The 24,929-nt window shown below is 71.5% G+C and carries 20 protein-coding genes and 1 tRNA gene; 13 read left to right on the top strand and 8 right to left on the bottom strand.

Going from position 1 to position 24,929, the window contains the following annotated elements:
- Positions 1-89 precede the first annotated feature (89 nt).
- Positions 90-653, bottom strand: a complete 564-nt coding sequence (locus tag ACWCXX_RS20860) for a carboxymuconolactone decarboxylase family protein (RefSeq protein WP_451129267.1) — start codon at positions 651-653, stop codon at positions 90-92.
- Positions 654-813: 160 nt separating this feature from the next.
- On the opposite strand from ACWCXX_RS20860, the gene ACWCXX_RS20855 reads away from it, so the two are divergent.
- The 7 genes from ACWCXX_RS20855 to ACWCXX_RS20825 all read left to right on the top strand — a co-directional run bounded on the left by ACWCXX_RS20855 (position 814) and on the right by ACWCXX_RS20825 (position 7,548).
- Positions 814-1,254 carry a PPOX class F420-dependent oxidoreductase gene (locus ACWCXX_RS20855; RefSeq protein WP_451129266.1) on the top strand — a complete coding sequence of 147 codons (441 nt, stop codon included), beginning with the start codon at positions 814-816 and terminating at the stop codon, positions 1,252-1,254.
- Positions 1,255-1,365: 111 nt separating this feature from the next.
- Positions 1,366-2,613, top strand: coding sequence for an MBL fold metallo-hydrolase (locus tag ACWCXX_RS20850; RefSeq protein ID WP_451129265.1), 1,248 nt, complete (start codon positions 1,366-1,368; stop codon positions 2,611-2,613).
- Positions 2,614-3,117: 504 nt separating this feature from the next.
- Positions 3,118-5,052, top strand: coding sequence for an ATP-binding protein (locus ACWCXX_RS20845; protein ID WP_451129264.1), 1,935 nt, complete (start codon positions 3,118-3,120; stop codon positions 5,050-5,052).
- Between the two features lie 7 nt (positions 5,053-5,059).
- Positions 5,060-5,494 carry a roadblock/LC7 domain-containing protein gene (locus tag ACWCXX_RS20840; RefSeq protein WP_451129262.1) on the top strand — a complete coding sequence of 145 codons (435 nt, stop codon included), beginning with the start codon at positions 5,060-5,062 and terminating at the stop codon, positions 5,492-5,494.
- Positions 5,495-5,496: 2 nt separating this feature from the next.
- Positions 5,497-5,868, top strand: coding sequence for a DUF742 domain-containing protein (locus tag ACWCXX_RS20835; protein ID WP_356932511.1), 372 nt, complete (start codon positions 5,497-5,499; stop codon positions 5,866-5,868).
- Positions 5,869-6,403: 535 nt separating this feature from the next.
- Positions 6,404-6,964, top strand: a complete 561-nt coding sequence (locus ACWCXX_RS20830; RefSeq protein ID WP_451129309.1) for a GTP-binding protein — start codon at positions 6,404-6,406, stop codon at positions 6,962-6,964.
- Positions 6,961-7,548, top strand: coding sequence for a GAF domain-containing protein (locus ACWCXX_RS20825; RefSeq protein WP_451129260.1), 588 nt, complete (start codon positions 6,961-6,963; stop codon positions 7,546-7,548). Before ACWCXX_RS20830 ends, ACWCXX_RS20825 begins: the two co-directional genes overlap by 4 nt.
- 72 nt (positions 7,549-7,620) lie before the next feature.
- On the opposite strand, the gene ACWCXX_RS20820 is transcribed toward ACWCXX_RS20825, so the two are convergent.
- From ACWCXX_RS20820 to ACWCXX_RS20800, 5 genes are all read right to left on the bottom strand, one after another.
- Positions 7,621-9,531, bottom strand: coding sequence for a DUF2264 domain-containing protein (locus tag ACWCXX_RS20820; RefSeq protein ID WP_451129259.1), 1,911 nt, complete (start codon positions 9,529-9,531; stop codon positions 7,621-7,623).
- Between the two features lie 39 nt (positions 9,532-9,570).
- Positions 9,571-11,988: a polysaccharide lyase 8 family protein gene (locus ACWCXX_RS20815; protein WP_451129258.1), complete on the bottom strand. Its 2,418-nt coding sequence runs from the start codon at positions 11,986-11,988 to the stop codon at positions 9,571-9,573.
- A gap of 22 nt (positions 11,989-12,010) precedes the next feature.
- Positions 12,011-13,399, bottom strand: a complete 1,389-nt coding sequence (locus tag ACWCXX_RS20810) for a M60 family metallopeptidase (RefSeq protein ID WP_451129257.1) — start codon at positions 13,397-13,399, stop codon at positions 12,011-12,013.
- Positions 13,400-13,560: 161 nt separating this feature from the next.
- Positions 13,561-14,655 (bottom strand): LacI family DNA-binding transcriptional regulator, encoded by a 1,095-nt coding sequence (locus ACWCXX_RS20805; RefSeq protein ID WP_451129307.1) that lies wholly within the window; start codon positions 14,653-14,655, stop codon positions 13,561-13,563.
- 62 nt (positions 14,656-14,717) lie between these two features.
- Positions 14,718-15,704, bottom strand: a complete 987-nt coding sequence (locus tag ACWCXX_RS20800; RefSeq protein WP_451129255.1) for a hydroxyacid dehydrogenase — start codon at positions 15,702-15,704, stop codon at positions 14,718-14,720.
- A 342-nt stretch (positions 15,705-16,046) separates the two neighbouring features.
- Between ACWCXX_RS20800 and ACWCXX_RS20795 the strand changes: the two genes are divergently transcribed.
- The 4 genes from ACWCXX_RS20795 to ACWCXX_RS20780 all read left to right on the top strand — a co-directional run bounded on the left by ACWCXX_RS20795 (position 16,047) and on the right by ACWCXX_RS20780 (position 21,217).
- Positions 16,047-17,060, top strand: a complete 1,014-nt coding sequence (locus ACWCXX_RS20795) for an ABC transporter permease (RefSeq protein WP_451129254.1) — start codon at positions 16,047-16,049, stop codon at positions 17,058-17,060.
- Between the two features lie 82 nt (positions 17,061-17,142).
- The gene (locus tag ACWCXX_RS20790; RefSeq protein WP_451129305.1) at positions 17,143-18,003 is read left to right on the top strand and encodes a carbohydrate ABC transporter permease; all 861 of its coding nucleotides are present in this window, start codon (positions 17,143-17,145) and stop codon (positions 18,001-18,003) included.
- Between the two features lie 74 nt (positions 18,004-18,077).
- Positions 18,078-19,751 carry an extracellular solute-binding protein gene (locus ACWCXX_RS20785; RefSeq protein WP_451129253.1) on the top strand — a complete coding sequence of 558 codons (1,674 nt, stop codon included), beginning with the start codon at positions 18,078-18,080 and terminating at the stop codon, positions 19,749-19,751.
- On the top strand, positions 19,748-21,217 hold the full coding sequence (locus ACWCXX_RS20780) for a M1 family metallopeptidase (protein WP_451129251.1): 1,470 nt from the start codon (positions 19,748-19,750) through the stop codon (positions 21,215-21,217). Before ACWCXX_RS20785 ends, ACWCXX_RS20780 begins: the two co-directional genes overlap by 4 nt.
- A gap of 58 nt (positions 21,218-21,275) precedes the next feature.
- Here the strand turns inward: ACWCXX_RS20780 and ACWCXX_RS20775 are convergent, their stop codons facing one another.
- Positions 21,276-22,178 (bottom strand): transketolase family protein, encoded by a 903-nt coding sequence (locus ACWCXX_RS20775; protein ID WP_451129249.1) that lies wholly within the window; start codon positions 22,176-22,178, stop codon positions 21,276-21,278.
- 47 nt (positions 22,179-22,225) lie between these two features.
- Positions 22,226-22,927 (bottom strand): transketolase, encoded by a 702-nt coding sequence (locus ACWCXX_RS20770; RefSeq protein ID WP_451129247.1) that lies wholly within the window; start codon positions 22,925-22,927, stop codon positions 22,226-22,228.
- Positions 22,928-23,052: 125 nt separating this feature from the next.
- On the opposite strand from ACWCXX_RS20770, the gene ACWCXX_RS20765 reads away from it, so the two are divergent.
- A tRNA-Pro gene (locus ACWCXX_RS20765) sits at positions 23,053-23,126 on the top strand.
- Positions 23,127-23,947: 821 nt separating this feature from the next.
- On the top strand, positions 23,948-24,784 hold the full coding sequence (locus ACWCXX_RS20760) for an alpha/beta fold hydrolase (protein ID WP_451129245.1): 837 nt from the start codon (positions 23,948-23,950) through the stop codon (positions 24,782-24,784).
- Positions 24,785-24,929 lie beyond the last annotated feature (145 nt).

Here is a 24,929-nt window from a genome sequence, read left to right as displayed (position 1 = left end):
ACCGCACTCTTGCCACGGCGTCACCCTAACGAATATGCCTCTGGCGGAAAGACCGGGGGCGGGACAGTGCCCGGCCCCGCCCCCGTCCGTCAGCGCTGCGCGGGGCGTTCGAGCTCGCACCGGTCCTTGAAGCCCTGGCTGGTCAGGCCGAGTGCGGAGTTGGTCCGAGAACGCATGTTCTCCAACGCCACCATGGCCGTGAGCTCGACGAACGCCTTCTCGCCCAGTGCGGTCCGCAACCGCTCCACCAACGCGTCCCCGGTCTCGGGCGGGGTGACGCTCATGCCCTCCGCGTACTCCATGACGTCGCGCTCCAGCGGGGTGTACGCCTCGCTCTCCCGCCACACCGGCACATCGCGCAGCTTGCGCGGGTCCATGCCGTGACGGTGGTTCTCCCAGTAGCCGAAGTCCATGCACCAGTTGCAGCCGACCGTGGCCGCGGACGCCATCACGGCCAGCGCCTTGAGCTGCGGGTCGAGCTTCTTCCAGCGGCCCGCCGCCAGTTCGAGACGGAGCAGGGACCGCAACACCCCGGGGTGGTGGGCGTAGGCCCGTACGGGATCGATGACCTTGCCGTACGTGCGGTTCGAGTACCACGACACGGCGCGGAACAGCAGGGTGCGGGGCGGGTCGAGCGAGATGCGGGCAGTCATGTCCATTCTCCTTCGGTACGACGTGGATGCCGTCCGCCGACGCCGTGGGACGCCGTCGGCGGGCCGTTCACACCGATGCGACGGACGGCGGCCCCACGGATGTGACACGGGACGTCGGCGGAAACGGAATCCTGCGACGGGCACGGACGTTGATTCCTGCATGACGGGATTCGACGTACGACAGGAAACACTGCTCGGGCTGCTCGCCGGGGAGAACGGCGGAGTGCTCGTGACACTCGGGCGGGACGGCAGGCCCCAGCTGTCCAATGTCAATCACTTCTACTATCCGCAGGAGCGCATCGTCCGCGTCTCGATCACCGACGGCCGGGTGAAGGCCAGGAACCTCCGTCGCGACCCGCGGGCGAGTTACCACGTCACCAGCGCGGACCGCTGGGCGTGGACGGTGGTGGACGCCGCCGCCGAACTGTCCCCGGTCGCCGCCGAGCCGCACGACGCGACGGTGGAGGAGCTGATCACGCTCTACCGCGACGTCCAGGGCGAACACCCCGACTGGGACGACTACCGCGCCGCGATGGTCCGGGACCGGCGCGTCGTACTGCGTCTGCACATCGAACACGTATACGGACAGTTGCGTGGCTGACGTGGCCCGCCCGGACGGCCGCGCCGTGGGGCGCTCCGCCGATCGTTCCGCTCCTGCACCCTCGTACCCCCCACCCACAATGGGACAGGGCCGACCCCCTCAGGAGATGCCGTGACCGGCGCCGATCCCTTGCCTCCACTGCGCGCCCGGCTGCGTGCGCTGCGTCCCCTCGCCTTCGGCGCGGACCCGGACGGCGCCCGGATGGAACGCATCCGCCGCTCGCCCAACTTCGCCGACGGCGTCTTCCGGAACCCGGTGGGGGCGCGGACCAGGCCGTCCGGTTCCACCCTCGAATTCGCCAAGGTCTACTTCCGCAAGGAGGAGCGGGCGCGCCGGGCGCCGACCGGCACCGTGCCCGTCCACGCCACCACCTACGCCGATCTCGCCGAGCCGCCCGCCACGGGGCTGCGGCTCACCTGGATGGGGCACTCCAGCGTGCTCGCCGAGATCGACGGCCGACGAGTGCTCTTCGACCCGGTGTGGGGCGAGCGCTGTTCGCCCTTCCCCTTCGCCGGGCCCAGACGGCTGCACCCCGTGCCGCTGCCGCTCGCCGCGCTCGGGCCGGTGGACGCGGTGGTGATCTCCCACGACCACTACGACCACCTCGACCTGCCGACGATCCGGGCCCTCGCCGGTACGGGCACGGCCTTCGTCGTCCCGCTCGGGGTCGGCGCCCACCTGGAGCGGTGGGGCGTGTCCCCCGACCGGATGCGCGAGCTGGACTGGAACGAGACCACGAAGGTCGCCGGGATCGACCTCACCGCCACCCCGGCCCGGCACTTCTGCGGCCGCGGCCTGCGCAACCAGCAGCACACGCTCTGGGCCTCCTGGGTCGTCGCGGGGCCCGAGCACCGGATCTACCACAGCGGGGACACGGGCTATTTCCCCGGCTTCGAGGACATCGGCGCCGAGCACGGGCCGTTCGACGCGACGATGATCCAGATCGGCGCGTACTCCGAGTACTGGCCCGACATCCACATGACACCGGCCGAGGGCATGCGAGCCCATCTGGACCTCCAGGGCGGCAAGCCGCTCGGCGTGATGCTCCCCATCCACTGGGCCACCTTCAACCTCGCCCCGCACCCGTGGGCCGAGCCGGGCGAGGGCACCCTCGCCGCGGCGGAGGACGAGGGCGCCGGAATCGCGCTGCCGCGCCCCGGCGAACCCTTCGAGCCCACGGCGCACACCGTCCCCCGCGAGCCGTGGTGGCGGGAGGTGGCCCCGCAGCCGGTCGAGCGCCGCCCCGCGGGAGCGGCCAGGACCCCGGGGCTCCCGGCCGGCGCGGCGGACGGCTCGAAGACGGCGGCCCGGGACACGGCCGCGGAGTCCGGCCACGCCGAGGTGGCGCCCACGGTGTGACGCGATCGCCGGAGCGGCACGGGCAGGCTCGGTACGGGCGCCGGAGCGGTGCCAGTGGTGCGACCGCCGGTGCGGCGACGGCGTGGCGCGACCGTGGGGGCGACCTCGGCCCCGCAGTGCGTCCGGGACGGCACCCGGGCGCGCCGCGCGGACCGCGTGTGACACGGCAGACGGATCGGCCCGTCCGGAGGAACGGACGGGCCGATCCGTTTCATGTGCTCATGGGCCTGCTCCGCTCCGCCATTCGGGTGGTTGTCGAGCGGGCGGCGATGCGGAGTAATCGGTCTTTCGTGCGAGCTCTCATACCAGAGCGGGACGGATGGCGGGCAAGTTCGACAACTGCCCGCCACGCCCGCGTGATGGACGACTACCGTGTGTGTCCGGTGATCAACGGTGGGCTCACAATTTTCGGGCCTGCCCGACCGATGAACCGAGCCTGACCGACCACCGTAGGTGCCACCGCATGGATGCCGATTCCTGGTGCCCCACGTACCGAGGACACTGATGTCTCAACTTCGCGCACCCGCAGCGCGACCGGAACGCCGAGAGGGCGGACGGCACGGCCGACCCGGTGCCCGTTCCCATTCGGCCGCGGCCAGACCCCGTGCCGCCCAGCCGTCCCCCGAGGCGCGTATACGACCCCAACTGCTGCGCACCGCGGTACTGCCGGCCGTCGCCGCGGTGCTGAGCGGAGCCGCAGCGGTCATCTTCACCGTCCGCTCCACGGGAGCCCGGCCCTCCACCGCACTCTGGATCGCCCTGGGCGCGGCCGGTGCGCTCGCGATCGCCGCGGTGCTGGCCGCGTTCCTCGCCGCCAACCGGGTCGCCACCACCGTCTTCGGGCGGTGCCTGGCACTCCGCCGAACCAGCGTCCAGGGGCAGGCGGAACTGCAGCGCGTGGTGGAACAACTGCGCAACGGCGAGCCGGTGCCCGTACGGAAACCCGCCCCGCCCGTCGCTCCGGGAAGCGACGCCTTCGAACTGCTCGCCCAGGAACTCGGCCGTCAGCAGGAGGCCGCGGTGGCCTCGGTCGTCGAGGCGTCCCGGCTCGCCGACCACTCCGGCGAGGACCAGAAGGTCGAGGTCTTCGTCAATCTCGCCCGACGGCTGCAGTCGCTCGTGCACCGCGAGATCCAGCTGCTCGACGAGCTGGAGCACGAGGTCGAGGACCCCGACCTGCTCAAGGGCCTCTTCCACGTCGATCACCTCGCCACCCGCATCCGCAGGCACGCCGAGAACCTCGCCGTGCTCGGCGGCGCGGTCTCCCGGCGGCAGTGGAGCAACCCGGTCAGCATGACCGAGGTCCTGCGCTCGGCGATCGCGGAGGTCGAGCAGTACCCGAGGGTCAAGCTCGTGCCGCCGATCCCCGGCACGCTGCGCGGCCACGCCGTGGCGGACGTGATCCACCTGCTGGCCGAACTGGTGGAGAACGCGACCGTCTTCTCCGCCCCGCACACCCAGGTGCTCCTGCGCGCCCAGCAGGTCACCGCCGGGCTCGCGCTGGAGGTGGAGGACCGGGGGCTCGGCCTGCCGGGCAACGAGCAGAAGCGGATGAACGCCCTGCTCGCCGACCCCGACCAGGTCAACGTGGCCCGTCTGCTGCAGGACGGCCGGATCGGGCTGTTCGTCGTCGCGTCCCTGGCCCGCCGGCACGGCATCGCCGTCCGGCTGCAGAGCAACATCTACGGAGGCACCCAGGCCGTACTCGTCCTTCCGCAGACCCTGCTGGGCGCGGACGGGGACACCCAGGACGGGAGCGGGGCGGTCCCGGCTCCCCAGCCGGAGGACGCGCACCGCCCGCCGGCCGACCCCGGTGGCCGCCACCGGCCGGACCAGGGCCCCGGCCCGGCCCCGGACCCCGTGCCGGAGCCGCAGACGAACACCGCCCGCCGGCCGTACGTCCCAGGCCAGCCGCTGCGACTGCACCAGGCGCCCGAGCGGACACCGGACCAGGGCGAGGCCCCGCCGCTCCCGCTGCGCGCGGACCGGCCCGCCCCCGCCGAGCTCCGCCCCGAGAACGACGCCGGGACTTCCCGGCCCGAACCCGGAGTGGTGCGCGGCACCATGGGCCGGCCCCAACTGCCCAGACGCGCCAACCAGGAGAACCTGGTCCCGCAGCTCAGGGAAGCGCCCGCGCCGCGCATTGAGGACGAACAGGCCCTGCACGACCCGGGACTCATGGCGGCCTTCCGCAGGGGCATCGAACTCGCCGAGGCCCGCACCGAATCCGAGGCGGACACCGCCCGGGAGCCGGACCCGGGCCCCGAGGCACGGACGGCCCCGCAGGCGTGGCAGCCCCAGGCCCCGCTCGAACCGCTGCCGGTACGGGGACGGACCACGACCGTCACCCCGTACCAGGTCCCCGGCACGACCCCGGCCCCGGGAGCGGGCGCGGCCCCGGCCGACGACCCCCTCGAAACGAACACCTCCAAGGAGTAGATGCACCATGGCGACCGATATGCCGTCCGGTCAGGTCCCGGACCTCGACTGGCTGCTGAGCGGACTGGTCCAGCGCGTCCCGTACACACGCAGCGCGGTTCTCCTCTCCGCCGACGGGCTGGTGAAATCCCTCCATGGCATGGACGCCGACAGCGCCGACCACATGGCGGCGCTGGCGGCCGGCCTGTACTCGCTCGGCCGCAGCGCCGGCGCACGCTTCGGCGACAGCGGCGAGGTGCGCCAGGTGGTGGTCGAGCTCGACTCGACCCTGCTGTTCGTCTCCACCGCCGGGTCCGGCACCTGCCTCGCCGTCCTCGCCGGGCGCGAGGCGGACGCGGCGGTGCTCGGCTACGAGATGACGATGCTGGTCAAGAGCGTCCGGCCCTATCTGATGACGCCGGCGAGACAAGCGGCCGGCGCACCGAGCCCCACGGGGCTGTGAGGGTGTCGGTCCAGCAGGACGGGCCGCTGCTCGACGACGCGGCGGGCCGGCTCATCCGCCCGTACACCGTGAGCAACGGCCGCACCCGTCCGACGGCCGTGCTCGATCTGCTCTCCCTGGTGATGGCCACGGGAACCGAGCCGCAGATCCACCTCGGACCCGAGCACTCCGTCGCGCTGGGGCTGTGCGGCGGCCCCACGTCGGTGGCAGAGATCGCCGCCCATCTGCGGCTGCCCGCAGTCGTCACCAAGGTGCTCGTCTCCGACCTGGTCGACTGCGGAGCAGTCACCGCGCACCCGCCCGCCTTCCAAGACATGCCCACCGACCGATCCCTGCTGGAGGCAGTGCTCGATGGTTTACGACGACAGCTCTGACAGCTTCGGCAGCCCCGCCGCGTACGAGAACAACGCGGGCTCCGAAGGCTACGGAGGCCGGGGGAGTCATGGCGACGACGGAAACCACGGCATCCCGCAGACCTACGGGCAGGCGCAGGACTACGGCAGCCCACAGAGGTACCCGACGCCCCAGGACTACGGGACCCCGCAGAACTACGGGGAAGCCCAGAACTACGGGACCCCGCAGAACTACGGAACGCCCCAGGGTTACGGAAGCCCGCAGGGCTACGGAGAGGCGCAGAGCTCCGGGGGCCCGCAGGACTACGGGAGCGGGCAGTACTACGGCGACGCGCACCACTACGGGGACGCACCGGGCCGGGGAACCACCGGGGCGCAGCTCGGCGCAGTGCCCTCGCAGGGCTCACCGGACCACGGCGCCGGACCGGGCTTCGGCGACCCGCAGAACCACGGCATCGGACCGGCCCACGGCGGCCCCGGCGGCGCCCAGGACCCCGCGGGCTTCGGAGGGCCCGCCGACCCCACCTCCGCCGAAGGCTTTCCCGTCGCGCTCAAGGTGCTGGTGGCGGGCGGATTCGGCGTCGGCAAGACCACGTTCGTCGGCGCGGTCAGCGAAATCGCACCGCTGAGCACGGAAGAGCTGCTGACCCAGGTCAGCGCCGCGACCGACAGCCTCGACGGCATCGAGTCCAAGACCTCCACCACCGTGGCCATGGACTTCGGCCGGATCACCCTCGACGAGCAGCACGTGCTCTATCTGTTCGGCACCCCCGGCCAGGAACGTTTCTGGTTCATGTGGGACGAGCTCTCCCAGGGGGCGCTGGGAGCGGTCGTGATCGCGGACACCCGAAGGCTCGCGGACTGCTTCGCCGCCGTCGACTTCTTCGAACGGCGCGGCATCGGATTCATCGTCGCGGTGAACGAGTTCGACGGCGCCTTCCGCTACGCGCCCGAGGAGGTACGGGCCGCGCTCGACCTGGGGCCGGACGTGCCGGTGGTGCTCTGCGACGCCCGGATCGCCAGCTCGGGAACCGGCGCCCTGGTCACCCTGGTCCAGCACCTGATCAACGCCACTTCGGAACAGGCCCCGTTGACCGGCTTCGGGGCCCACCCGTGACCCGGAGCGCCACCGGACGGATGCTGCTCACGCCCGTCGACCGCGACGCCCCCGTCCGCACCCGGCGGCTGCGGACCCTGGGGCTCGGGGAGCGTGCCGACGCATCGTTCGACAACTTCGACGCCTTTGCCGACCGGGTGGCCGAGGTGACCGACGTGCCCTTCTCGATGGTCAACTTCATCGACGGGAACCGGCAGTTCTTCGCGGGACTGCACACCCCGACCGGCACGCACCGCGGCTCCGACCTCGGAGCCGCGGCCGCGGGCAGCAGCCGCAGCGGCCGGTACGTGGCGCTCGACCGCGGCTACTGCCCCCACGTCGTCGTACGGCGCAAGGCGCTCGTCCTGGAGGACGTCTGCGACTACCCCCGGTTCGCGGGCAATCCGGTGGTCGACGAGATAGGCATCCGTTCCTACCTCGGCGCCCCCCTCATCGATCGCACGGGCGTCGCCCTGGGCGCCGTCTGCGCGGTCGACACGGTGCCCCGCCCCTGGGGCAGGGCCGGGCTCGACACCATCAAGTTCCTGGCGCGGGAACTCGTCGGACACATCCACCGGCGGGAGGAGAACGGCATCGGCGTCTGAACCGCACCGTCCTCTCCGGCCCGCGGCCGGACCCGTGAACCGGCCCCGCCCCGCCCCGGGCGCCGCGCCGTATCAGACCTCGACCGTCGTACCGTCCAGGAAGGTCAGCACCACCGAGTCCGCCCCCGCGTGCACCCGCACCGCCTCGCGCAGCGCCTCCGGATGCACGGTGTCCCGGGACAGGGCGACCAGCGAGACATGGACGCTGCGACCGCCCGGATGCGGGCGGCTGCGCAGATACGGGATCGCGGAATGCGGACCGTACGCGTTGGACTGGACGTCACGCGCCACGGCGGCCCCTTCGGCGCCACCGTCCCAGCCGTGCAGCGCGATCAGGGCGCTGCTCAGCCCGTCGGCCGTCCGGGCGAGCGCCCAGTCGGGGCCCGACACGGCGAACGGGCTCCGCGCGTGCGCGACCGCGTGACCGCCCTCCCGCACCACCGCGCCCTCGGGCGCCTCGACCCGGTGCACCCGGATCTCCCACGGGCCGTGCAGCACGCTCGTCGTATCGATCCGGTACGAACGCTCGTCATCGGGCAGCCGGGCCGCGTACCAGGAAGCGGCGACCCGGTCCGCGCAGCGCAGCGGATGGATGCGGCGGCGCCGGGACGGAGTGCCGTCCGGGGCCACCAGCGCCAGGTGCCCGTCGATCGAGCGGGCCACCGCGTGCGGGGCGGCCTCCGGCGCAGTCGCCGTCGAACAGGCGAAAGCGGAGTAGTGCGGATCGGCCGTGCCCTCGGACGGGTCGGCCACCTCGTCGTACGGCGGGTTGTGGTCGCTGCCGTGGTTGATCAGCCGGACGATGCCGTCGTCGCGGGTGCCGTGCAGCAGCCAGCCGGGGGCGGGCAGCGCCGTGTACCGGTCGGACTCCTCGACGGGCAGCGGGAGTTCGCGCGCCGTCCACACCGCGTGGTCCGCCGGGAGCAGCAGCCCGAGGAAGCCCTTGCTCGCCCAGTACGGCGAGGCGGGACCGGAGTAGGGCTGGGTGGTCGGCAGGAACGTGTCGTACCAGCCCAGCGTCAGCAGCCCTCGCTCGTCCGGCACCCCGCGCTCCACGAAGTGCCGCATCGTGCCCGAGGCGAGCCGGCGGGTGAGCCCCGGCGCGAGCGGGGTGCAGTCGGCCAGCGCCCCCATCCACACCGGCGCCAGGGCGGCGAACCGGTAGGTCAGCGAACGGCCCTGGTGCACCGGAGCGCCGTCGGAGCCGAAGAAGTGCTGGTAGTCCTCCAGGAACCGGCCGAGCCGCTGTCGGTAGACCTCCGTCCGGCCCCCGTCGTCGGCGCCCGCCATCCGCGACCACAGCAGCGGGTACAGGTGCATCGCCCAGCCGATGTAGTAGTCGAAGTTCCGACCGTCGCCATCGGTGTACCAGCCGTCGCCGACGTACCAGTCCTCGATCCTGTCCAGGTTACTCTCGATGTCCGACCGGCTGTACGGGGCGCCGACCGAGGCGAGGAACTGCTCGGACACCACCTGGAAGAGCCGCCAGTTGTTGTCCCAGGTGCGCCCGCCGACGAACCCGGAGAACCAGTCGACGACCCGCTCCTGCACCCGGGCGTCCAGCCGGTCCCAGATCCATGGCCGGGTCTCGTGCAGCGCCACCGCGACCGACGCGGCCTCGACCATCTGCTGCGAGCAGTTCGTCAGCTCCGGCCATGCCTCCCCGCTGCCGGGGTCCGTGCCGGCGGCCAGCCCCGCCGCGTACCGCTCGACGAGCGCCGGGTCGACCGCCCCGCCCGCGCCCGCGATGCGGCAGGCGGCGAGCAGGAACGACCGGGCGAACCCTTCGAGACCGTCCGAGACGACCCCCGACCAACTGCCCCGGCCGGGCAGCCGGTACTGGGCGAAGCCGGGGGTCGCGTACGGCACCAGCGCGTCCAGCATCCGGTCGGCCGTCGCCTCCCAGTGGGCCCTGGTCCATCCGGTGCGGGAGGACAGGAGCCGGTCGGGCGGCGGCAGGTGCAGATGCGGTGCGACGGACACGGTGGTGCTCCTCGGAGGGGTTGCGCGGGTACGGATCGGTCAGGAAAGCACGGCTCGGTGGGTGTGGCCGCGGGAGCCGCCGACGGCGACGGTGAGCACGGGCCTGCGGCCCGGGGCGACGCTCACCGAACCGTCGGCTTCCACCACCGACCGCACGGGGAACGGCAGCTCGACCGAGAGCGTGGTGAGCATCCGCCCCGGGTCGGCGACCGCGACGCGGACCCGCCCGGCGTGGTGCTGCACGAGCACCGAGGCCGGGCCCGACGCGGTGATCCCGGCGGCCGTCCCGGGGCCCCAGAAGTTCACGGCGGTCAGTCCCGCCCGGCGCACCTCCACGGCCTGCGCGGTCGCGTCGTTGGCGACGATCCGCACCGGCCGGGACCGCGACCAGGCGGCGGTCGCCACCGCCGAGGCGCCGGGCAGCAGCACATAGGAGTAGCGGGCGTCGGTGGGGGAGGAGCCGTGGTCCACCCACAGCGTCAGATAGCGGCGGGTGACGGGATCGACGGTGCCGCCGGTGTCCGCACCGGAGTTGATGTCCCGCCAGGCGCCGGTGCGCTGTTCGCGCAGGGCGTGCAGGGCGGTCCCGTCGGGGAACACATAGCCGCCCACCCCGTCCAGGTGCGCCCACCGGGCCCCGTCGAACTCATGGGCCCAGCCCTGCTCGGCGGGCTGCCGGACGCCGTCGACCAGCAGCCGGTGGCCGCCGTCGGCGCCCAGGTTGCGGTTCTCCACGACCGTCTCGATCCGGCGGCCGTCACCCGCCGTGATGCCGGCCCCGAGCGCGACCACCGCGTTGTCCAGCAGGAACCACGACTTCCTGGCCCGCAGAGTGGTGTCCGGGGCGCCGAGCACCTCCATCGCGGCCGCCACATACCTGCCGTCCAGCACGGCTCCACCTGCGACGGCGTTGGACGGACGACGGGTGGACGTGCCCGCGCCCGTGCCGAGATCGGCGCGCGGCCGGGTGTCGACCGTGGTGCCGGGGAGCCGGTACGGATCGACGGTCGGCCAGAAGCCGTCGTTGTACTGCCGCAGGTCGTCGCCGTCGTACAGGTACGTCATGCCGTCGCCGGTGTACCAGCCGTGCAGGTTCTCGCCGTTGCCCGCCTCGTACGCCGAGATCCGCTTCGACGACAGCGACAGCGCACAGGCCCAGCCGGGGCGGCGGTGCACCACGCGGTCCATGTCGGCGAAGACGGAACTGCCGGTCGTACGGGGCCCGACGGGGACGGCGTCGTCGTTCAGGACGGCCTTGGCCAGGGCGAGTTGGGGCAGGGGCGCGAGGGTCTCGAAGGGAGTGGCGCGGTTGCGGACCAGCCAGCCCTTGACCAGTGCACGCCAGCGTTCCGCGTACGCGGCGGGGGCGCCGGACGCCAGGAGCAGGATCGCCGCGAGGGCCGCCGCACCGTCGCGATGGTCACCGGCGCGCTCCCGGGAGACCGCCCGGCCGCGCACCGAATCCATCATCAGCCCGTCGAAGACCACCGGGGCGAAGGTCCGCTCGACGGCCTCGTACACCACCGAGACCTTCGGATCGGCCACCGCCCACTCGGAGCCGGCCAGCAGCGCCAGCAGATGGGCCGTGCCACCGAGCAGCACGACGCCGTACGTTCCGGTGTAGGCGACCACGTCGTGCTGGACGAACGACCCGTCCTCGTAGAACCCGTCCCCCGAAGCGACGTACCGGAAGAGGCTGTTGCGGCCCGAGTCGCGCACGTCGGACAGGGCGTCGCGGGCCGAGACCAGCTTGCCGGGCTCCCGCCCCAGCAGCCCGCGCAGTGCCACGACGACCGCCTTGTCGGTGCGGTTCGCACCGGTCTCGGCGAGTGTGGGGTAGTTGGTGCGGCGGTCCGCGTCCGGGCAGAACCGGTCGACGACCGCGAGGTAGTCCGCCAGATCGGCGGCGGGGAGCCGGTCGCGCAGGAGGACGGCGCAGTCCATCAGGGCGCGCGGGGCGCCGATCTCCCAGAACCACCAGTTGCCGGTCTCGCGCCGGGCCGGGTTGTACGCGGTGTCGTGGGTGAGGCGCAGCGCCGCCACGAGGGCGTCCGCCACCTCGGCGCTGCCCGTGAGGGAGGTGCCCCCGGTGGCCCAGGCGGTCGCGAGGGTACGAAGCCGGGTGTAGCTCTGGCCGAAGTTGCCCGGGTCGGTGAGCGGCGCGAGGTCGGACCAGAGCGCGGTGCGCCCCGCGCCGCGGTCGAGGGTGTCCCACAGGCCCCGGGCGGTGGTGTCCAGGGCCGTGAGGGCGGCGGCGAAGTCGGGGTCGGCGGGGTCGAAACCGCCGCCGGTGAGCAGCGTCTCGGCCCGCTGGAGCAGGGTGTCGAAACCGATGGCCGTCGCCTCGCCGACCGCCCCCGCGCCGGGGGCGGCCAGGGCGGTGCCGGGCGGTGCCAGCAGCACGGCGGCGGTGGTGGCACCGCCCGCCACCAGGAGGGTTCTTCTGCCGATGTCCACGGTGGACTCCTTGTCGCGGCGGTCAGTCGGCCAGGGTGGACGGGTCGACGGGGGGCTTCGGGAGGTTCAGCGCGGCCAGCTCGGCCCGGCCCGTGGCATCGATCGGGAACGCCCAGGTGTTCACGAAGAAATCCGTCAGGTCGTAGCCGGCGACCCGGCTGGAGCAGGTGGCCAGGGTCCGGTAGCGCTTCTCGTTCTCCGTGTAGTGGGACTGCGGGTTCTCCTCGCGGACCAGCTTGTGCATCCGGGGCCAGAAGTCCTCGCCGAAGGCCAGCTCCAGCTGGCGCAGCGGGACGAGCTTCTCGTACGCGCCGAAGGACTTCTCGTACGTCAGCCCCGGTGTGCCGAACTTCTGCCGGGCGGACTGGAAGTAGGTGAGGCCCGTCTTCGGGTCGACGGTCAGGAGGTTGGACGGCTGCCCGAGGGTGCGCTGCGCGGCCAGCGAGTAGATGTTGACCGTGACCTCGGTCAGGCCACCGGGCTTGTAGGCGAACTGCTGGTGCAGGTGGCCGAGTTCGTGGTAGAGACCCCAGCCGCGGGTCCGCAGCCCCTCCACGGTCGTGGCCCGGTCGAGGTAGGCCCGCGGGAAGCCGTTGTAGCCGTGCGTGGCATAGGCGCCGACGCCGCTGGGCACCTTGCTGACCTCGGTGAAGTGGTACGGGCCCGCCTTGCGCCGGTGCACCGGCTTCGAACCGTCCAGACCGCTGATCCGGGCGTGCGACTCGATGATCGTCTCGACCAGTTCGAGCAGCGCCGCGTGGTCCTGGTCCCGGTACAGCAGTGCGCCCTCGCGGGTGAGCGTCATGATCGTGCGCGGCGCGTGGAGTTCGACGTACGGCGACGCGGTGAGCGTGTCCAGCTGCTGCTGGTAGTCGGCCTCCGTGGTGCGGCCCAGGGCGAAGACCGGCATGGGCACGGCACCGGAGCGGAACAGCACGCCCGCCTTCTCGCCGTTCCCCGTCAGGGTGAGGTAGACCGGCCCGCCGTGCGGGTCCGTCACCGTGTTCGCGCCCTCGACGAGCGGATGGCTGCGGGGCTCGGTGATCTCGCCGTAGTAGTCCCAGGCACCGATCCAGAGGGTGGGCACCAGACCGTCGTACGCCTGGACCGTGAGGGAGAGGGGCGTGCCGCCGGGGACGTACAGGCCGGTGGGCTGGAATTCCGAGCCGCGCAGGGCCTGTCCGAGCCGCAGCCGCTCGGCCTCGGCGGCCGGCCGGGCGGTCACGGTGAGCCTGACCGGACGCGACCCCCGGGGCCCGGCGGTGGTGTCGGCCGTGGCGGCTCGGGCCGTTCCGGCGCCGAGCGCGAGCGCCGCGCCCGCTCCGGCCGCCGCGGCGAGAACGGAACGGCGGCCGACGGGGGAGGAGGCGGAGAAGGACGTGGTGGTGGAGCCGGCGGATTCGGCGGACATGCGCATGCAGAACTCTCCCTGCGAACGAGTGAGGGGCAGAAGCGTGCGGAACGGGTGCTGCTCGGCGCCAGCATGTAAGCGGTTGCTACAAAGAGGCAAGAGGGGGTGGAGAGTTACTGTTATTTTCTATGGCCGACCGCGGACGGGCGGGAAGTAACCGGTCACATGCCGGTGGGCCGTCCGGAGCGCGGCGCGACGGAATCGCGTACCACGATGTGGGTGCCGAGCCGCAACGCGCCCGTGGTGGGCTCGCGCCAGTCGTCCTCGTCCCCGCCGGTCACGGCGAGCCGCACCGCCTGGCGGCCCATCTCCTCCAGCGGCACATGGACGGTGGTGAGGCGCGGACGCAGCTCCTGGGCCACCGGAATGTCGTCGTACCCCACCAAGGACACGTCCTCGGGGACCCGCACCCCGGCCTCCTCCAGCGCCTGCGCCGCGCCTGCCGCCACCATGTCGTTGGCGGCGAACACCGCGGTGAAGTCCGGTCCGCCCCGCAGCAGTTCGGCCATCCGCCGGTGACCGAAGCCGCGGCTGAAGGCGCCGGGGTGCACCAGGTCCGGATCCGGCGCGACCCCGCGCAGCTCCAGGGCCCGCCGGTGGCCGGCCAGCCGGTCGCGGGTGGTGGAGAGCTTCGGCGGACCGCCGAGGTAGAGGATCCGTTCGTGCCCCTGCATCAGCAGATGGTCGGTGATGGCGAAGGCGCCGCCCTCGTTGTCGTACTCGACCGCGACGGTCGGGGCCTGCTCGCCCAGCGGCGGCCTGCCGCACAGCACCAGCTTCGATCCGCCCGCGTCCAGCTCGCGCGCTCGGCGGGCCAGTTCGGTGGTGTAGCCGCGGTCCGCGATGGAGCCGCCGACCACGACCACCGCGTCCGCCCTGCGCTCGTGCATCAGGTCGATGAAGGCCAGCTCGCGCTGTGGATCGCCCTGGGTGCAGCAGACCAGGCAGAGCCGCCCGCCCCGTGCCGCCTCCCGCTCCACCCCGCGTGCGATGTACGCGTAGAACGGGTCGACGACCTCGTTGACGATGATGCCGACGGTGCGGTTGGAGACGCCGGCCAGTGCGCGGGCGTGGGCGTTGACCACGTAGCCGAGCTCGCGCATCGCGGACTCGACCCGCTCCCGGGTCGCCTCCGCGACCGGATAGTTGCGGTTCAGCACACGGGAGACCGTGGCCGTCGATACGCCCGCGCGCCGCGCGACGTCGGTGACCGTCGCACGCCGTTGTCCGTCCGCGGCTGTGCTCTGCCGGCGCATCCGGCTCACCCCCTGGAGGCTGTTGTGTGACGCCGAGCCTAGAGCCTGCGGGGGGACGGGACTCATGCGATCCTCCCCAGGTCGGCCCGGTGCACCGGGTGTTCCAGTGCCGTGCCCCGCGCGTACCGTGCCAGTTCGTCGACGGCCAGTGCCCCGAGCCGCCCCACCTCGTTGCCCTGGGCGCCCGCCAGATGCGGGGTGAGGAAGACGTTGGGCAGGTCCCACAGCGGGTGGTCCTCGGGCAGCGGCTCGGGATGCGTCACGTCGAGGACCGCGTCCAGCCGCCCGCTGACCAGGTGCCCGGTCAGCGCCTCGGTGTCCACCAGCGGTCCGCGTGCGGTGTTGACGAACAGGGTGCCGGGGCGCATCAGGGCGATCCGGCGGGCGTCGATGATCCCGCGCGTCTCGGGTGTGTCGGGGGCGTGGACGGTCACCACGTCGCTGGTCGCGACCAGGGTGTCCAGGTCGGTCGGGGTGACGCCCAGCAACTCCGCCTCGGCCGCGTCGACATAGGGGTCGTGGAGCAGCACTTCCGCGTCCAGGACCCGCAGCAGTTCGATGACCCGGCGGCCGATGCGGGACGCCCCGACGACGCCGACGGTCAGCCCGTGCGTGCCCAGCCAGTGCTGGCGGTCGAGGTCGGCGTGGGTGCGGTGGGTGCGCCGGGTGCGGAAGAGGTCGGCCAGCGGGAACACCCGCTTGGCGCCCATGACGATCGCCGCCAGGGTGAACTCGGCGACCGGCACGGCATTGGCGGCGGCGGCCGATGAGACGACGAGCCCGCGGTCGAACGCGACCGGGGACAGGAAGGTCTTCACCGTGCCCGCCGCGTGGATCACGGCCCGCAGTTCGGGTGCCCGGTCCAGCAGGGCGGCATCGACGGGCGGGCAGCCCCAGCCGGTGAGCAGGACCTCGGCGCGGCGCAGCGCAGCCGCGGCCTCCGGGGAGTCGAACTCGCTGATCACGGACGGCGTGAGAAGGTCGGCAGTTTCCTCGAGACGGGCCCGTACCGGTGGCGGAAAGACGTCGTCGAGCAGGCCGGGGCTCATGACCAGGACCGTGCGCGGTCGTCGCGGGGACGCTGCCGCAGCATCGCTACCGGAATGAGCCGGTGCCCCTTCGGTGGTTCGCACCCTGCCTCCGGATAGTAATCGTGTTCTATGGAATGACCGGCACGCTAAGGAGCGTGATGGTCGACCGTCAAGCTCTCGCACGTCGAAACTGCCCGTTTCGCTCCTATATTTGTGGACTGTCGGCGCTGAATTCGGTCCTACAAGAGTGATGTGGATCGATGGTGTTCGCTCTGATCCCTTGACGTTGAGGTTAACCGCTTACTAACTTGCGGCCCCAGAAGGCCCACTACGCGCCACCCGGCCGAACAGGACGCACCAATGGCTGAAACAGCACCCCCGTTGTCGCGGGAGAAACGGCGACAGAAGGCCGAGACACCCTCCCCGCCCGCTGCCCGGACCGCCGTCGCACAGCACCGGCTCACGCTCCGACAGCGGCTCAAGCGGGACCGGGTGATGCTGCTGCTCACCCTGCCCGGTCTGCTGTACTTCGTCGTCTTCCACTACGTCCCGCTGCTCGGGTACGTCGTGGCGTTCCAGGACTACCAGCCGTACCTCGGCTACATGCACAGCGTCTGGGTGGGGTTCGCCAACTTCTCCGCCGCGTTCGGCGAGCCGGCCTTCTGGTCCGCGACGTTCAACACCCTGGAGATCGCCCTCGTCCAGCTGGTGTTCTTCTTCCCGATCCCGATCGCGCTGGCCCTGCTGCTCAACAGCATCGCCAGCGACCGCATCAGACGCTTCGTGCAGAGCGTCGTCTACCTGCCGCACTTCATCGGCTGGGTCATCATCGTCTCGATCTTCCAGCAGATCCTGGGCGGCGCGGGCCTCCTGCCCGACGTCCTCGGCGGAATGGGGCTGCCGCGCTACGACATGATGAGCGACCCCGACGCCTTCCCCTGGCTGCTGACCCTCCAGGTGGCCTGGAAGGACGCCGGCTGGGGCACGATCATCATCCTCGCCGCGCTGCTCAACATCGACAAACAGCAGTACGAGGCCGCCGCGATCGACGGCGCCGGACCGCGACGACGCCTGTGGCACGTGACGCTGCCGGGCATCGCCCCCGTCCTCATCCTGCTGCTGATCCTCAACCTCGGGCAGATCCTCTCCGTCGGCTTCGAGCAGATCCTGCTCCAGCGCGACGCGGTCGGCCCGGACGCCGGTGAGGTCCTCGACACCTACGTCTACTACCACGGCATCAAGGACAACGACTGGGGCGTCGCCGCCGCCGTCGGACTCGTCAAGGCGGTCATCGGCACCGCACTCGTCCTGGGCGCGAACAAGTTCGCCCACCGACTCGGCCACGAAGGGGTGTACCGCGGTGCTGACCGCTGAGAAGACGCGCGCCACCACGAAGTCCACCGCACCGGCGCCCCGCCCCGCTCCCGCCCGCAAGTCCGACGGCCGGCCCCCGTGGATGGAACGGCCGACCCGCATCGGGCGGACCGCCAAGGCGATCGCCGTCGTCGTGGTCGTCCTCGCCGTCGCCTACCCGCTGGTCGGCGTCATCGGCACGAGCTTCGCCTCGCAGACCGACATCATCAAGAGCTCCGGCCTCGTCCTGTGGCCCGACCACCCCACCCTGGACGCCTACCGCACCATCTTCACCGGCGGAGTCGTCACCCGTGCGCTGATCGTCTCCATCGGCATCACCGTCCTCGGCACCCTCGCCAGCCTCCTCGTCACCGTCGGCATGGCCTACGGCCTCTCCCGCCGCGACGTCACCGGCTCCCGCTTCATCCTGATGACCGCCCTGTTCACGATGCTCTTCAACGCGGGCATCATCCCGAACTTCCTGCTGGTCAAGGGACTCGGCCTGTACGACACCTACGCGGCGCTCGTCATGCCCACCCTGGTCAGCGCCTTCAACCTGGTCGTCCTGCGGTCCTTCTTCATGAACCTGCCGGACGAGCTGTACGACGCCGCGAAGGTCGACGGAGCCGGCGACTTCCGCATCCTGGTCCGGATCGTCCTGCCGCTGTCCAAGGCCGTCCTCGCCGTGATCAGCCTCTTCTACGCGGTGACGTACTGGAACGCCTTCTTCAACGCGCTCCTGTACCTCAACGACTCCGACAAGTGGCCGCTGCCGATGGTGCTGCGCACCTACGTCCTCCAGGGCCAGAGCCTGAACGCCGCCTCGGCGGGCGAGGCGCTCGCCCCGCAGCAGGCCGTGCAGATGGCCGTCCTGGTGATCGCCGTCGTACCGATCCTCTGCGTCTACCCGTTCCTCCAGCGCTACTTCACCAAGGGTGTGCTCACCGGCGCCATCAAGGGCTGAGAGGCCACCCGACAGCCTCCGAGCGCAACCGGCCACCCCCCACTCCTTCCCTCCCTCATCCCAAGGAGATTCAGGTGTCGAGCTCCACCCCCATCAACCGCAGAGCGCTGTTCCGCATGGGCGCGGGCATCGGTCTGGGACTGGCCGCCGCCCCGCTGCTCACCGCCTGCGGCGACGGCGGCACGACCGCGAAGGCCGAGGCCAAGAGCGCCTCGCTGCTGCCCAACACCGCGGTCCGCAACATCGGCCTCGAACCCGACCTGGCGGGCACCGCGACCGGTGTCCCGCAGGGCTTCTTCAAGTACCCGGCCAAGCCCCTGCGCGCCACGAAGGGCACCCCGCTCAAGGGCGCGAAGCCGATCAGCGCCACGCTGGAGACGTTCTCCCCGCCGCCGCCCTCGCGCGGTTCCAATGCCGCCTGGCAGGAGATCGAGAAGCTCCTCGGCGGCCAGGTGGACATCACCGCCGTCCCCGCCGACGACTACGGCACCAAGTTCTCCACCATGGTCGCCAGCGACAGCCTGCCCGACCTCTTCATGTACCCGGAGAGCGGCGGCGTCGACAACAAGGCCGCCTTCCTCCAGGCCAAGTGCGCCGACCTGACCCCGCACCTCGCCGGGGACAAGATCAAGGACTACCCGAACCTGGCCGCGATCCCGAAGGGCGCCTGGCAGGCCGCGATCTTCGGCGGGAAGCTGTACGGCATCCCGATCGCCCGCACCGGCACCGGCGGCGCCGGTTTCTACCGCCACGACCTGTTCGAGGAGGCCGGCGTCACCGGCCTCGACCAGATCACCGACCTCGACCGGTTCGTCGAGCTCTGCAAGGAACTGACCCGGCCCAAGAAGGACCAGTACGCCATCATCGCGGGCGCCACCACCATGCTCGCCATGTCCGCGGGCGCGCCCTCGGCCTGGCGGCTGGACGAGAAGACCGGGAAGTTCACCCTCGACCTGGAGACGCCGGAGTACCGCAAGGCGGTGGAAACCGCCCGGCTGCTGTACAAGGCCGGCTGTTTCTACCCCGGCACCCTCCAGATGTCCGGGGCCCAGAAGGCCCAGTACACGGACATGTTCAAGAACGGCAAGGGCGCGTACGTCTACGACGGCATGCCCACCTACCTGGCGCCCGGCGTCGGCTACATCGCCGCGATGAAGGCGATCGACGAGAAGTACGACCCGCGCCCGTTCGTCCCGTTCGGCAAGGACGCCGTCACCTGGATGGACAACGTCAAGCTGGAGAACACCCACGTCAAGAAGGCGGACGGGGAGCGCGTCAAGCAGATCCTGGCCCTCGCCGACTTCGCCGCCTCGCCGTTCGGCAGCCAGGAGTACACGCTCATCAACTACGGCGTCGAGGGCAAGGACTTCACCCGCGACGCCAAGGGCAACCCGGCCCTCACCAAGCAGGGCACCCAGGACGTCACCGTGCCCTGGAAGTTCATGGCCTCGGCGGTCCCCGCGATCTTCAGCGCCGACTCCGAGCAGGGCGTCCGGCACGTGCACGACGCGTTCACCAGGATGATTCCGATGATGGTGCCCGACCCGACGCTCCAGTACTCCTCGCCCACCTGGGACTCGAAGGGCACCGGCAGCCTCTACACGCTGAAGCAGGACGCGCTCAAGGACATCGTCGCGGGCCGCAAGCCCATGTCCGCCTACGACCAGCTCGTCAAGGACTACCTGGCCAAGGGCGGCGAGAAGGCCCGCGGCGAATTCGAGGAAGCCTTCCAGAAGGGGAAGAAGTGACCACGACACGACGCACGGTGCTCCGGCTCGGCGGCGCGACGGTGGCCGCGGCCGTTGCCGTACCCGCCCTGGGCTCGCCCGCCGCCGCCCAGCCGCACGGCTTCGACCCGAAGCCCGGCTCGGACGGTGTCGGCGACCCGCTCTTCCCGACCCTCGGCAACGGCGGCTACCAGGTCGTCCACTACGACCTGACCTTCGACTTCACCCCGGTCACCTACGACTTCACCGCCGCCGTGAGGATCAGCGCCAGGGCCACCCAGGACCTCTCCGCGTTCAACCTGGACACCGACGGCCACACCATCGACGCCATCACCGTCGCCGGCCGCCCCGCCCGCTGGGAGATCTCACCCGGCAAGAGCGGCCAGGAACTCACCGTCACACCGGCCCGGCCGCTGCACGACGGCCAGGCGTTCACCACCGAGGTGCGCTACCGGGGCAACGGCAAGGCGCCCCGACTCGGCCTGACCGGCTGGAAGTTCGGCACCGACGGCGGCTTCGCCTCCGCCGCCCAGTCCTCCCGCGCCGACACCTTCCTGCCCTGCAACGACACCCCGTCCGACAAGGCGACCTGGACCTTCCACATCAGCGCCCCCGAGGGCTACGTCGCCGCCGCCAACGGCGAACTGCTCCACAAGACCCCGCGCGCCGACGGCTCCACGGTCTGGCACTTCGCCCTGCGCGAGCGCATGGCGACCGAACTCATCGGCATCGCCGTCGTCAAGGGCACCTACCTGTACGGCACCGGCCACCAGGGACTCCCGCTGCGGCACATCGTCCCGCAGGGCCAGGAGGACAAGTACGCCCCTATCGTCGCCCGCACCGCGGACCATCTCGCCTGGCTGGAGGCGAAGTTCGGCCGCTACCCGTTCTCCGTCTACGGCGTCCACATCTACGACGGCTACACCGACGCCCTGGAGAACCAGACCCTCTCGCTCTTCTCCACCAACTGGTTCAAGCTCAACGCCAACGGTCAGCCCGGCTACGAGACCACCATGGTCCACGAGCTGGTCCACCAGTGGTTCGGCGACTCCGTCACCCCGAACGACTGGCAACAGGCCTGGCTCAACGAGGGCCCCGCCGTGTACTACGCCGGGATGTACGGCGAGGAGCGCGGCTGGTCGGTCCTGGAGGACAAGATGAAGGCCACCTACGCCAAGCTCGACGCCGTCCGCGCCGCCGACGGCCCGCCCGGACTGCCCAAGGCGCTCGGCGGCACCAACATCTACGACGGCGGCGCACTCGTCCTGTACGCCCTCAACCGCCAGGTCGGCCAACGGAAGTTCGACCGGATCATGCGCGAGTGGGTGCAGCGGTTCAAGGACTCCACGTACACCAGCGAGGACTTCATCCGGCACGCCGTCGACGTCACCGGCGACAAGTCCCTCGACCCGTTCCTGCGCGACTGGCTCTTCGGGGCCGTGAACCCGCCCATGCCCGGCCACCCCGACTGGAAGGCCACCGCGTGAACCGTCCGGTGCCGCCGGTCGTCCCACCGGCGGCACCGGACGGCCGTCGTTGCCCGGCTCAGCGGCGGAGGAACGTGCCGATCCGCTCGCGCAGCCCCCGCGGGTCCAGACCGTGGGCGGCGAGGTGCTCGTCCATCCGGCCGTACCTGCGCAGCTCCGCCCTCCCCACGCCGAGCCCCAGCACCCGGTGCGCCACCTCGGCGAGGGCGTCGTTGGCCGCGGTCGTGGACGTGCCCGCCAGGTACGGCTCCACGACCACCACGTCGGCGGCCCCCTGCCCGCCGACCGCCCGGCGCAGCCCGGCCCCGTCGAACGGGCGCACCGTGGCCGCGTACAGCACGGTCACGTCCAGCCCCTCGGTCGCCGCGAGCACGTTGTCGAGCATCGGCCCGACCGCGACCACCACCCCGCCCGTCCCCTCCCGCACCGCGGTGAACCCGGTCCCCGCGCCGACCGGTCGCGCCGCGGCGTTCGACTGCAGCGACAGCCGCACGTACACCCGGTCGTCCCCGGCCGCGGCCTCCCGCAGCAGCGCCTCGGCCTCGTCGGGGTGGCCCGGCACCTGGACCGTCCAGCCGTCCAGGGTGTCCATGAGGGCGACGTCGCCCGGCGCCATGTGGGTGAAACCGCCGGCCGGCCAGTCGTACGAGGCCCCCGCGCTCACCAGCACCCCGCCCACCCCCTGGTGGCCGAAGTCCAGCTTGACCTGCTCGAACGGCCGCTCCACCAGGAAACTGGCGAAGGTGTGCACGATCGGCCGCAGACCGGTGAGCGCCATTCCGGCACCCGCCCCGATCAGCAGCTGTTCCCGGATGCCGACGTTGACGACCCGGTCCGGATGGGCCCGCTCGGCCCGTGCGAAGCCGTCGCGGCTGATCTCGGCCAGCACCAGGGCCAGACGCGGGTCCTCGTCCAGCAACTGTGACGTGGTCGAGATGAAGCGGTCACGCATCGTGTCCATGTGAAGTGTCCCTCTCCTGCATCGCTGTTCCGGTGGGGCCGGTGCCGTCAGTTCTTCGGGTCGACGCGGGCGACCACGGCCCGCGGCCGACCGGGGTGCGGCGCGGTGAAGGCCGTGTACAGCGCCTCGTGGTCCCGGCCGTCCACGGAGTCGACCGACCAGCCCGCGGCCTCGAATCGGGCCGCGATCCCGCCCGGCCTGCCGTGGGACGAGGACGCGTTGTCGATCACCACGGTGTGCAGCTGCTCCAGCCCGGCCGGGCCGGCGTAGGCGATCGCCTCGTGGTTGCTGCCCTCGTCCAGCTCGGCGTCGCCGATCAGCACCCACACCCGGGGATCGGCGAGCCCCTGGGCCCGCAGCCCGAGCACACTCCCCACGGCCAGCGGCAGCCCGTGCCCCAGCGACCCGCTGCCGATCTCCGCCCCCGGCACCAGCATCCGGTCCGGGTGGTGCCCGAGCGGGGAGTCGTACGCCCCGAACCCCGCCAGCAGCTCCTCGCCGAAGAAGCCGTGCGCGGCCAGGACGGCGTAGTACGCCATCGGCCCGTGCCCCTTCGACAGCAGGAACCGGTCGCGGCCGGGGGCGTCGACGCTGTCGGGCGTCACCCGCAGTACCCGGTCGTACAGCACCCACAGCACGTCCAGCGTGGACGTCGCGGCGGGTCCGTGCTTCTCGTCCCCGGTCATCAGCCCCATCAGGCGGTTCAAGTCGCGGTGGTCGGGTGCCGGTGCAGCGGTCGTGTTCGTCATGGGACCAGCGTTGAACATCAAGCTTGGTTGAGGTCAAGCGGTAAAGGCGTTCGTGACCACCCGCCCGAGTGCGGTATTGTTCTCATGCGCGTTCAGCCAGGGGAAACCCCAGGTCAGACGGGCATCGGGACGTGGCGCAGCTTGGTAGCGCACTTGACTGGGGGTCAAGGGGTCGCAGGTTCAAATCCTGTCGTCCCGACTTGCGAATACGCAGGTCAGAGGCCGTATCGGAAGCATCCGATACGGCCTCAAGATCGTTTTTGGGGACCGGTTGGGGACCAAAAGGCTGGCGCGGGCCGGATGGCGGCTGATGCCGGGACGGGCAGCGAACGAGGTGCACTGAGCACCATGAGGTGTGCGGAGAGTGCGGCACCGCCCCCGGTCTTGTCGGCGCGGAACCTCGAGGGACTCCTGCTGACGTGCCGGAGATCCGCACGTGCTTGTCCCGTAGGGCTTTGGGGAGTGCCGCGAAGAACCCTTTGTCCTTGGTCGCGGATGTGTTGGACGTTCCTGGGTGCTCATGGCCGGCAGAGACTCCGGGCGATCGGCGCCCTGGGGCCGGTCATGCCCGGGTTGACAGGTGCGGACAGTACGAGGGGCCGGATGGGTCGGGTGGCCGAGGCAGGTGGTGAGGGCTTCGGTGTGTTGCTGCGGTTGCGCCTGGGTGCGTCGCTGACGCTGGAGGTGCCGGCGGGAATGTCCGGGGAGAGTGTCCGCGGGATCGGAGATCTGTAGCGGGGGTGGCGGGCGGTGCCCCAGCATCGGACGGTGGCCGCGCTCGTGAACACGCCGAGGCTGCACGAGGCGGAGCAGGGCTGCTCGCCGGCCGTCCTTGAGGCATTCGACCGCATCGTCTCTGCGCCCCCCAGGCCTGTCTTCGATGTCCTTCTCCATCCCGACACGCCGCAGCCGCTGCACCCGTGGGCAAGAAGGGGTGCGCTGCGCGGCAAACGGCGGAGTCATGTCCGGCATAGCGTGACGGAGTTAGCTGAGAGACATTCCGAAACGAGGTACCAGCAGATGCCGTTCATCACCGTGGGCCAGGAGAACACCACCGCCGTCGACCTCTACTACGAGGACCACGGCACCGGGCAGCCGGTCGTCCTTATCCACGGTTTCCCGCTCGACGGCCGTTCCTGGGAGCGGCAGGCCGCCGCCCTCCTGGAGGCCGGTTACCGCGTGATCACGTACGACCGCCGCGGCTTCGGGCAGTCCTCCCAGCCGACCACCGGCTACGACTACGACACCTTCGCTGCCGACCTGAACACGGTGATGGAGACCCTCGACCTGAACGACGCCGTCCTCGTCGGCTTCTCCATGGGCACCGGCGAGGTCGCCCGCTACGTCGCCACGTACGGCTCCGCCCGCGTCGCCAAGGTCGCCTTCCTCGCCTCGCTGGAGCCCTGCCTGCTCAAGACCGACGACAACCCGGACGGCGTCGCCCCGAAGGAGTTCTTCGACGGAGTCGTCGCCGCCGTCAAGGCCGACCGCTACGCCTACTACACCGCCTTCTTCAACGACTTCTACAACCTCGACGAGAACCTGGGCACCCGCATCAGCGAGGAGGCCGTCCGCAACAGCTGGGACACCGCGGCCCGCGGCGGCTCCTTCGCCGCCTCCGCCGCGCCGGCGACCTGGTACACCGACTTCCGCGCCGACATCCCCGCCGTCGACGTGCCGGCCCTGATCCTGCACGGCACCGCCGACCGCATCCTGCCCGCCGAGGGCACCGCGCGCCCCTTCCACAAGGCCCTTCCGTCCGCCGACTACGTCGAGATCGAGGGCGCCCCGCACGGCCTGCTGTGGACCCACGCCGAAGAGGTCAACACGGCCCTCCTCGCCTTCCTGCGGAAGTAATTCGTACGGGCCCTCGCCTGCTCGAAGGAGAGGCGAGGGCCCGTACACGACCACTGCCCGTCCGGTCATCCCGGCGGGCAGTTCGCTTTGCCGTCGCAGGCTCCGGCCACGGTGGCGCCGGGCGCTGAGAGGCAATACCTCCTGC

This window comes from Streptomyces sp. NPDC001732, assembly GCF_053596315.1.
This window is presented reverse-complemented; position numbering and strand designations above follow the sequence as displayed.

Bases quoted from the DNA above. Each gene is read 5' to 3' on its own strand.
- ACWCXX_RS20860 (WP_451129267.1), bottom strand. From the start codon at position 653: ATGACTGCCCGCATCTCGCTCGACCCGCCCCGCACCCTGCTGTTCCGC.
- ACWCXX_RS20855 (WP_451129266.1), top strand. From the start codon at position 814: ATGACGGGATTCGACGTACGACAGGAAACACTGCTCGGGCTGCTCGCC.
- ACWCXX_RS20845 (WP_451129264.1), top strand. From the start codon at position 3,118: ATGTCTCAACTTCGCGCACCCGCAGCGCGACCGGAACGCCGAGAGGGC.
- ACWCXX_RS20840 (WP_451129262.1), top strand. From the start codon at position 5,060: ATGGCGACCGATATGCCGTCCGGTCAGGTCCCGGACCTCGACTGGCTG.
- ACWCXX_RS20810 (WP_451129257.1), bottom strand. From the start codon at position 13,399: ATGTCCGCCGAATCCGCCGGCTCCACCACCACGTCCTTCTCCGCCTCC.
- ACWCXX_RS20805 (WP_451129307.1), bottom strand. From the start codon at position 14,655: ATGCGCCGGCAGAGCACAGCCGCGGACGGACAACGGCGTGCGACGGTC.
- ACWCXX_RS20800 (WP_451129255.1), bottom strand. From the start codon at position 15,704: ATGAGCCCCGGCCTGCTCGACGACGTCTTTCCGCCACCGGTACGGGCC.
- ACWCXX_RS20795 (WP_451129254.1), top strand. From the start codon at position 16,047: ATGGCTGAAACAGCACCCCCGTTGTCGCGGGAGAAACGGCGACAGAAG.
- ACWCXX_RS20790 (WP_451129305.1), top strand. From the start codon at position 17,143: ATGGAACGGCCGACCCGCATCGGGCGGACCGCCAAGGCGATCGCCGTC.
- ACWCXX_RS20775 (WP_451129249.1), bottom strand. From the start codon at position 22,178: ATGGACACGATGCGTGACCGCTTCATCTCGACCACGTCACAGTTGCTG.
- ACWCXX_RS20770 (WP_451129247.1), bottom strand. From the start codon at position 22,927: ATGACGAACACGACCGCTGCACCGGCACCCGACCACCGCGACTTGAAC.
- ACWCXX_RS20760 (WP_451129245.1), top strand. From the start codon at position 23,948: ATGCCGTTCATCACCGTGGGCCAGGAGAACACCACCGCCGTCGACCTC.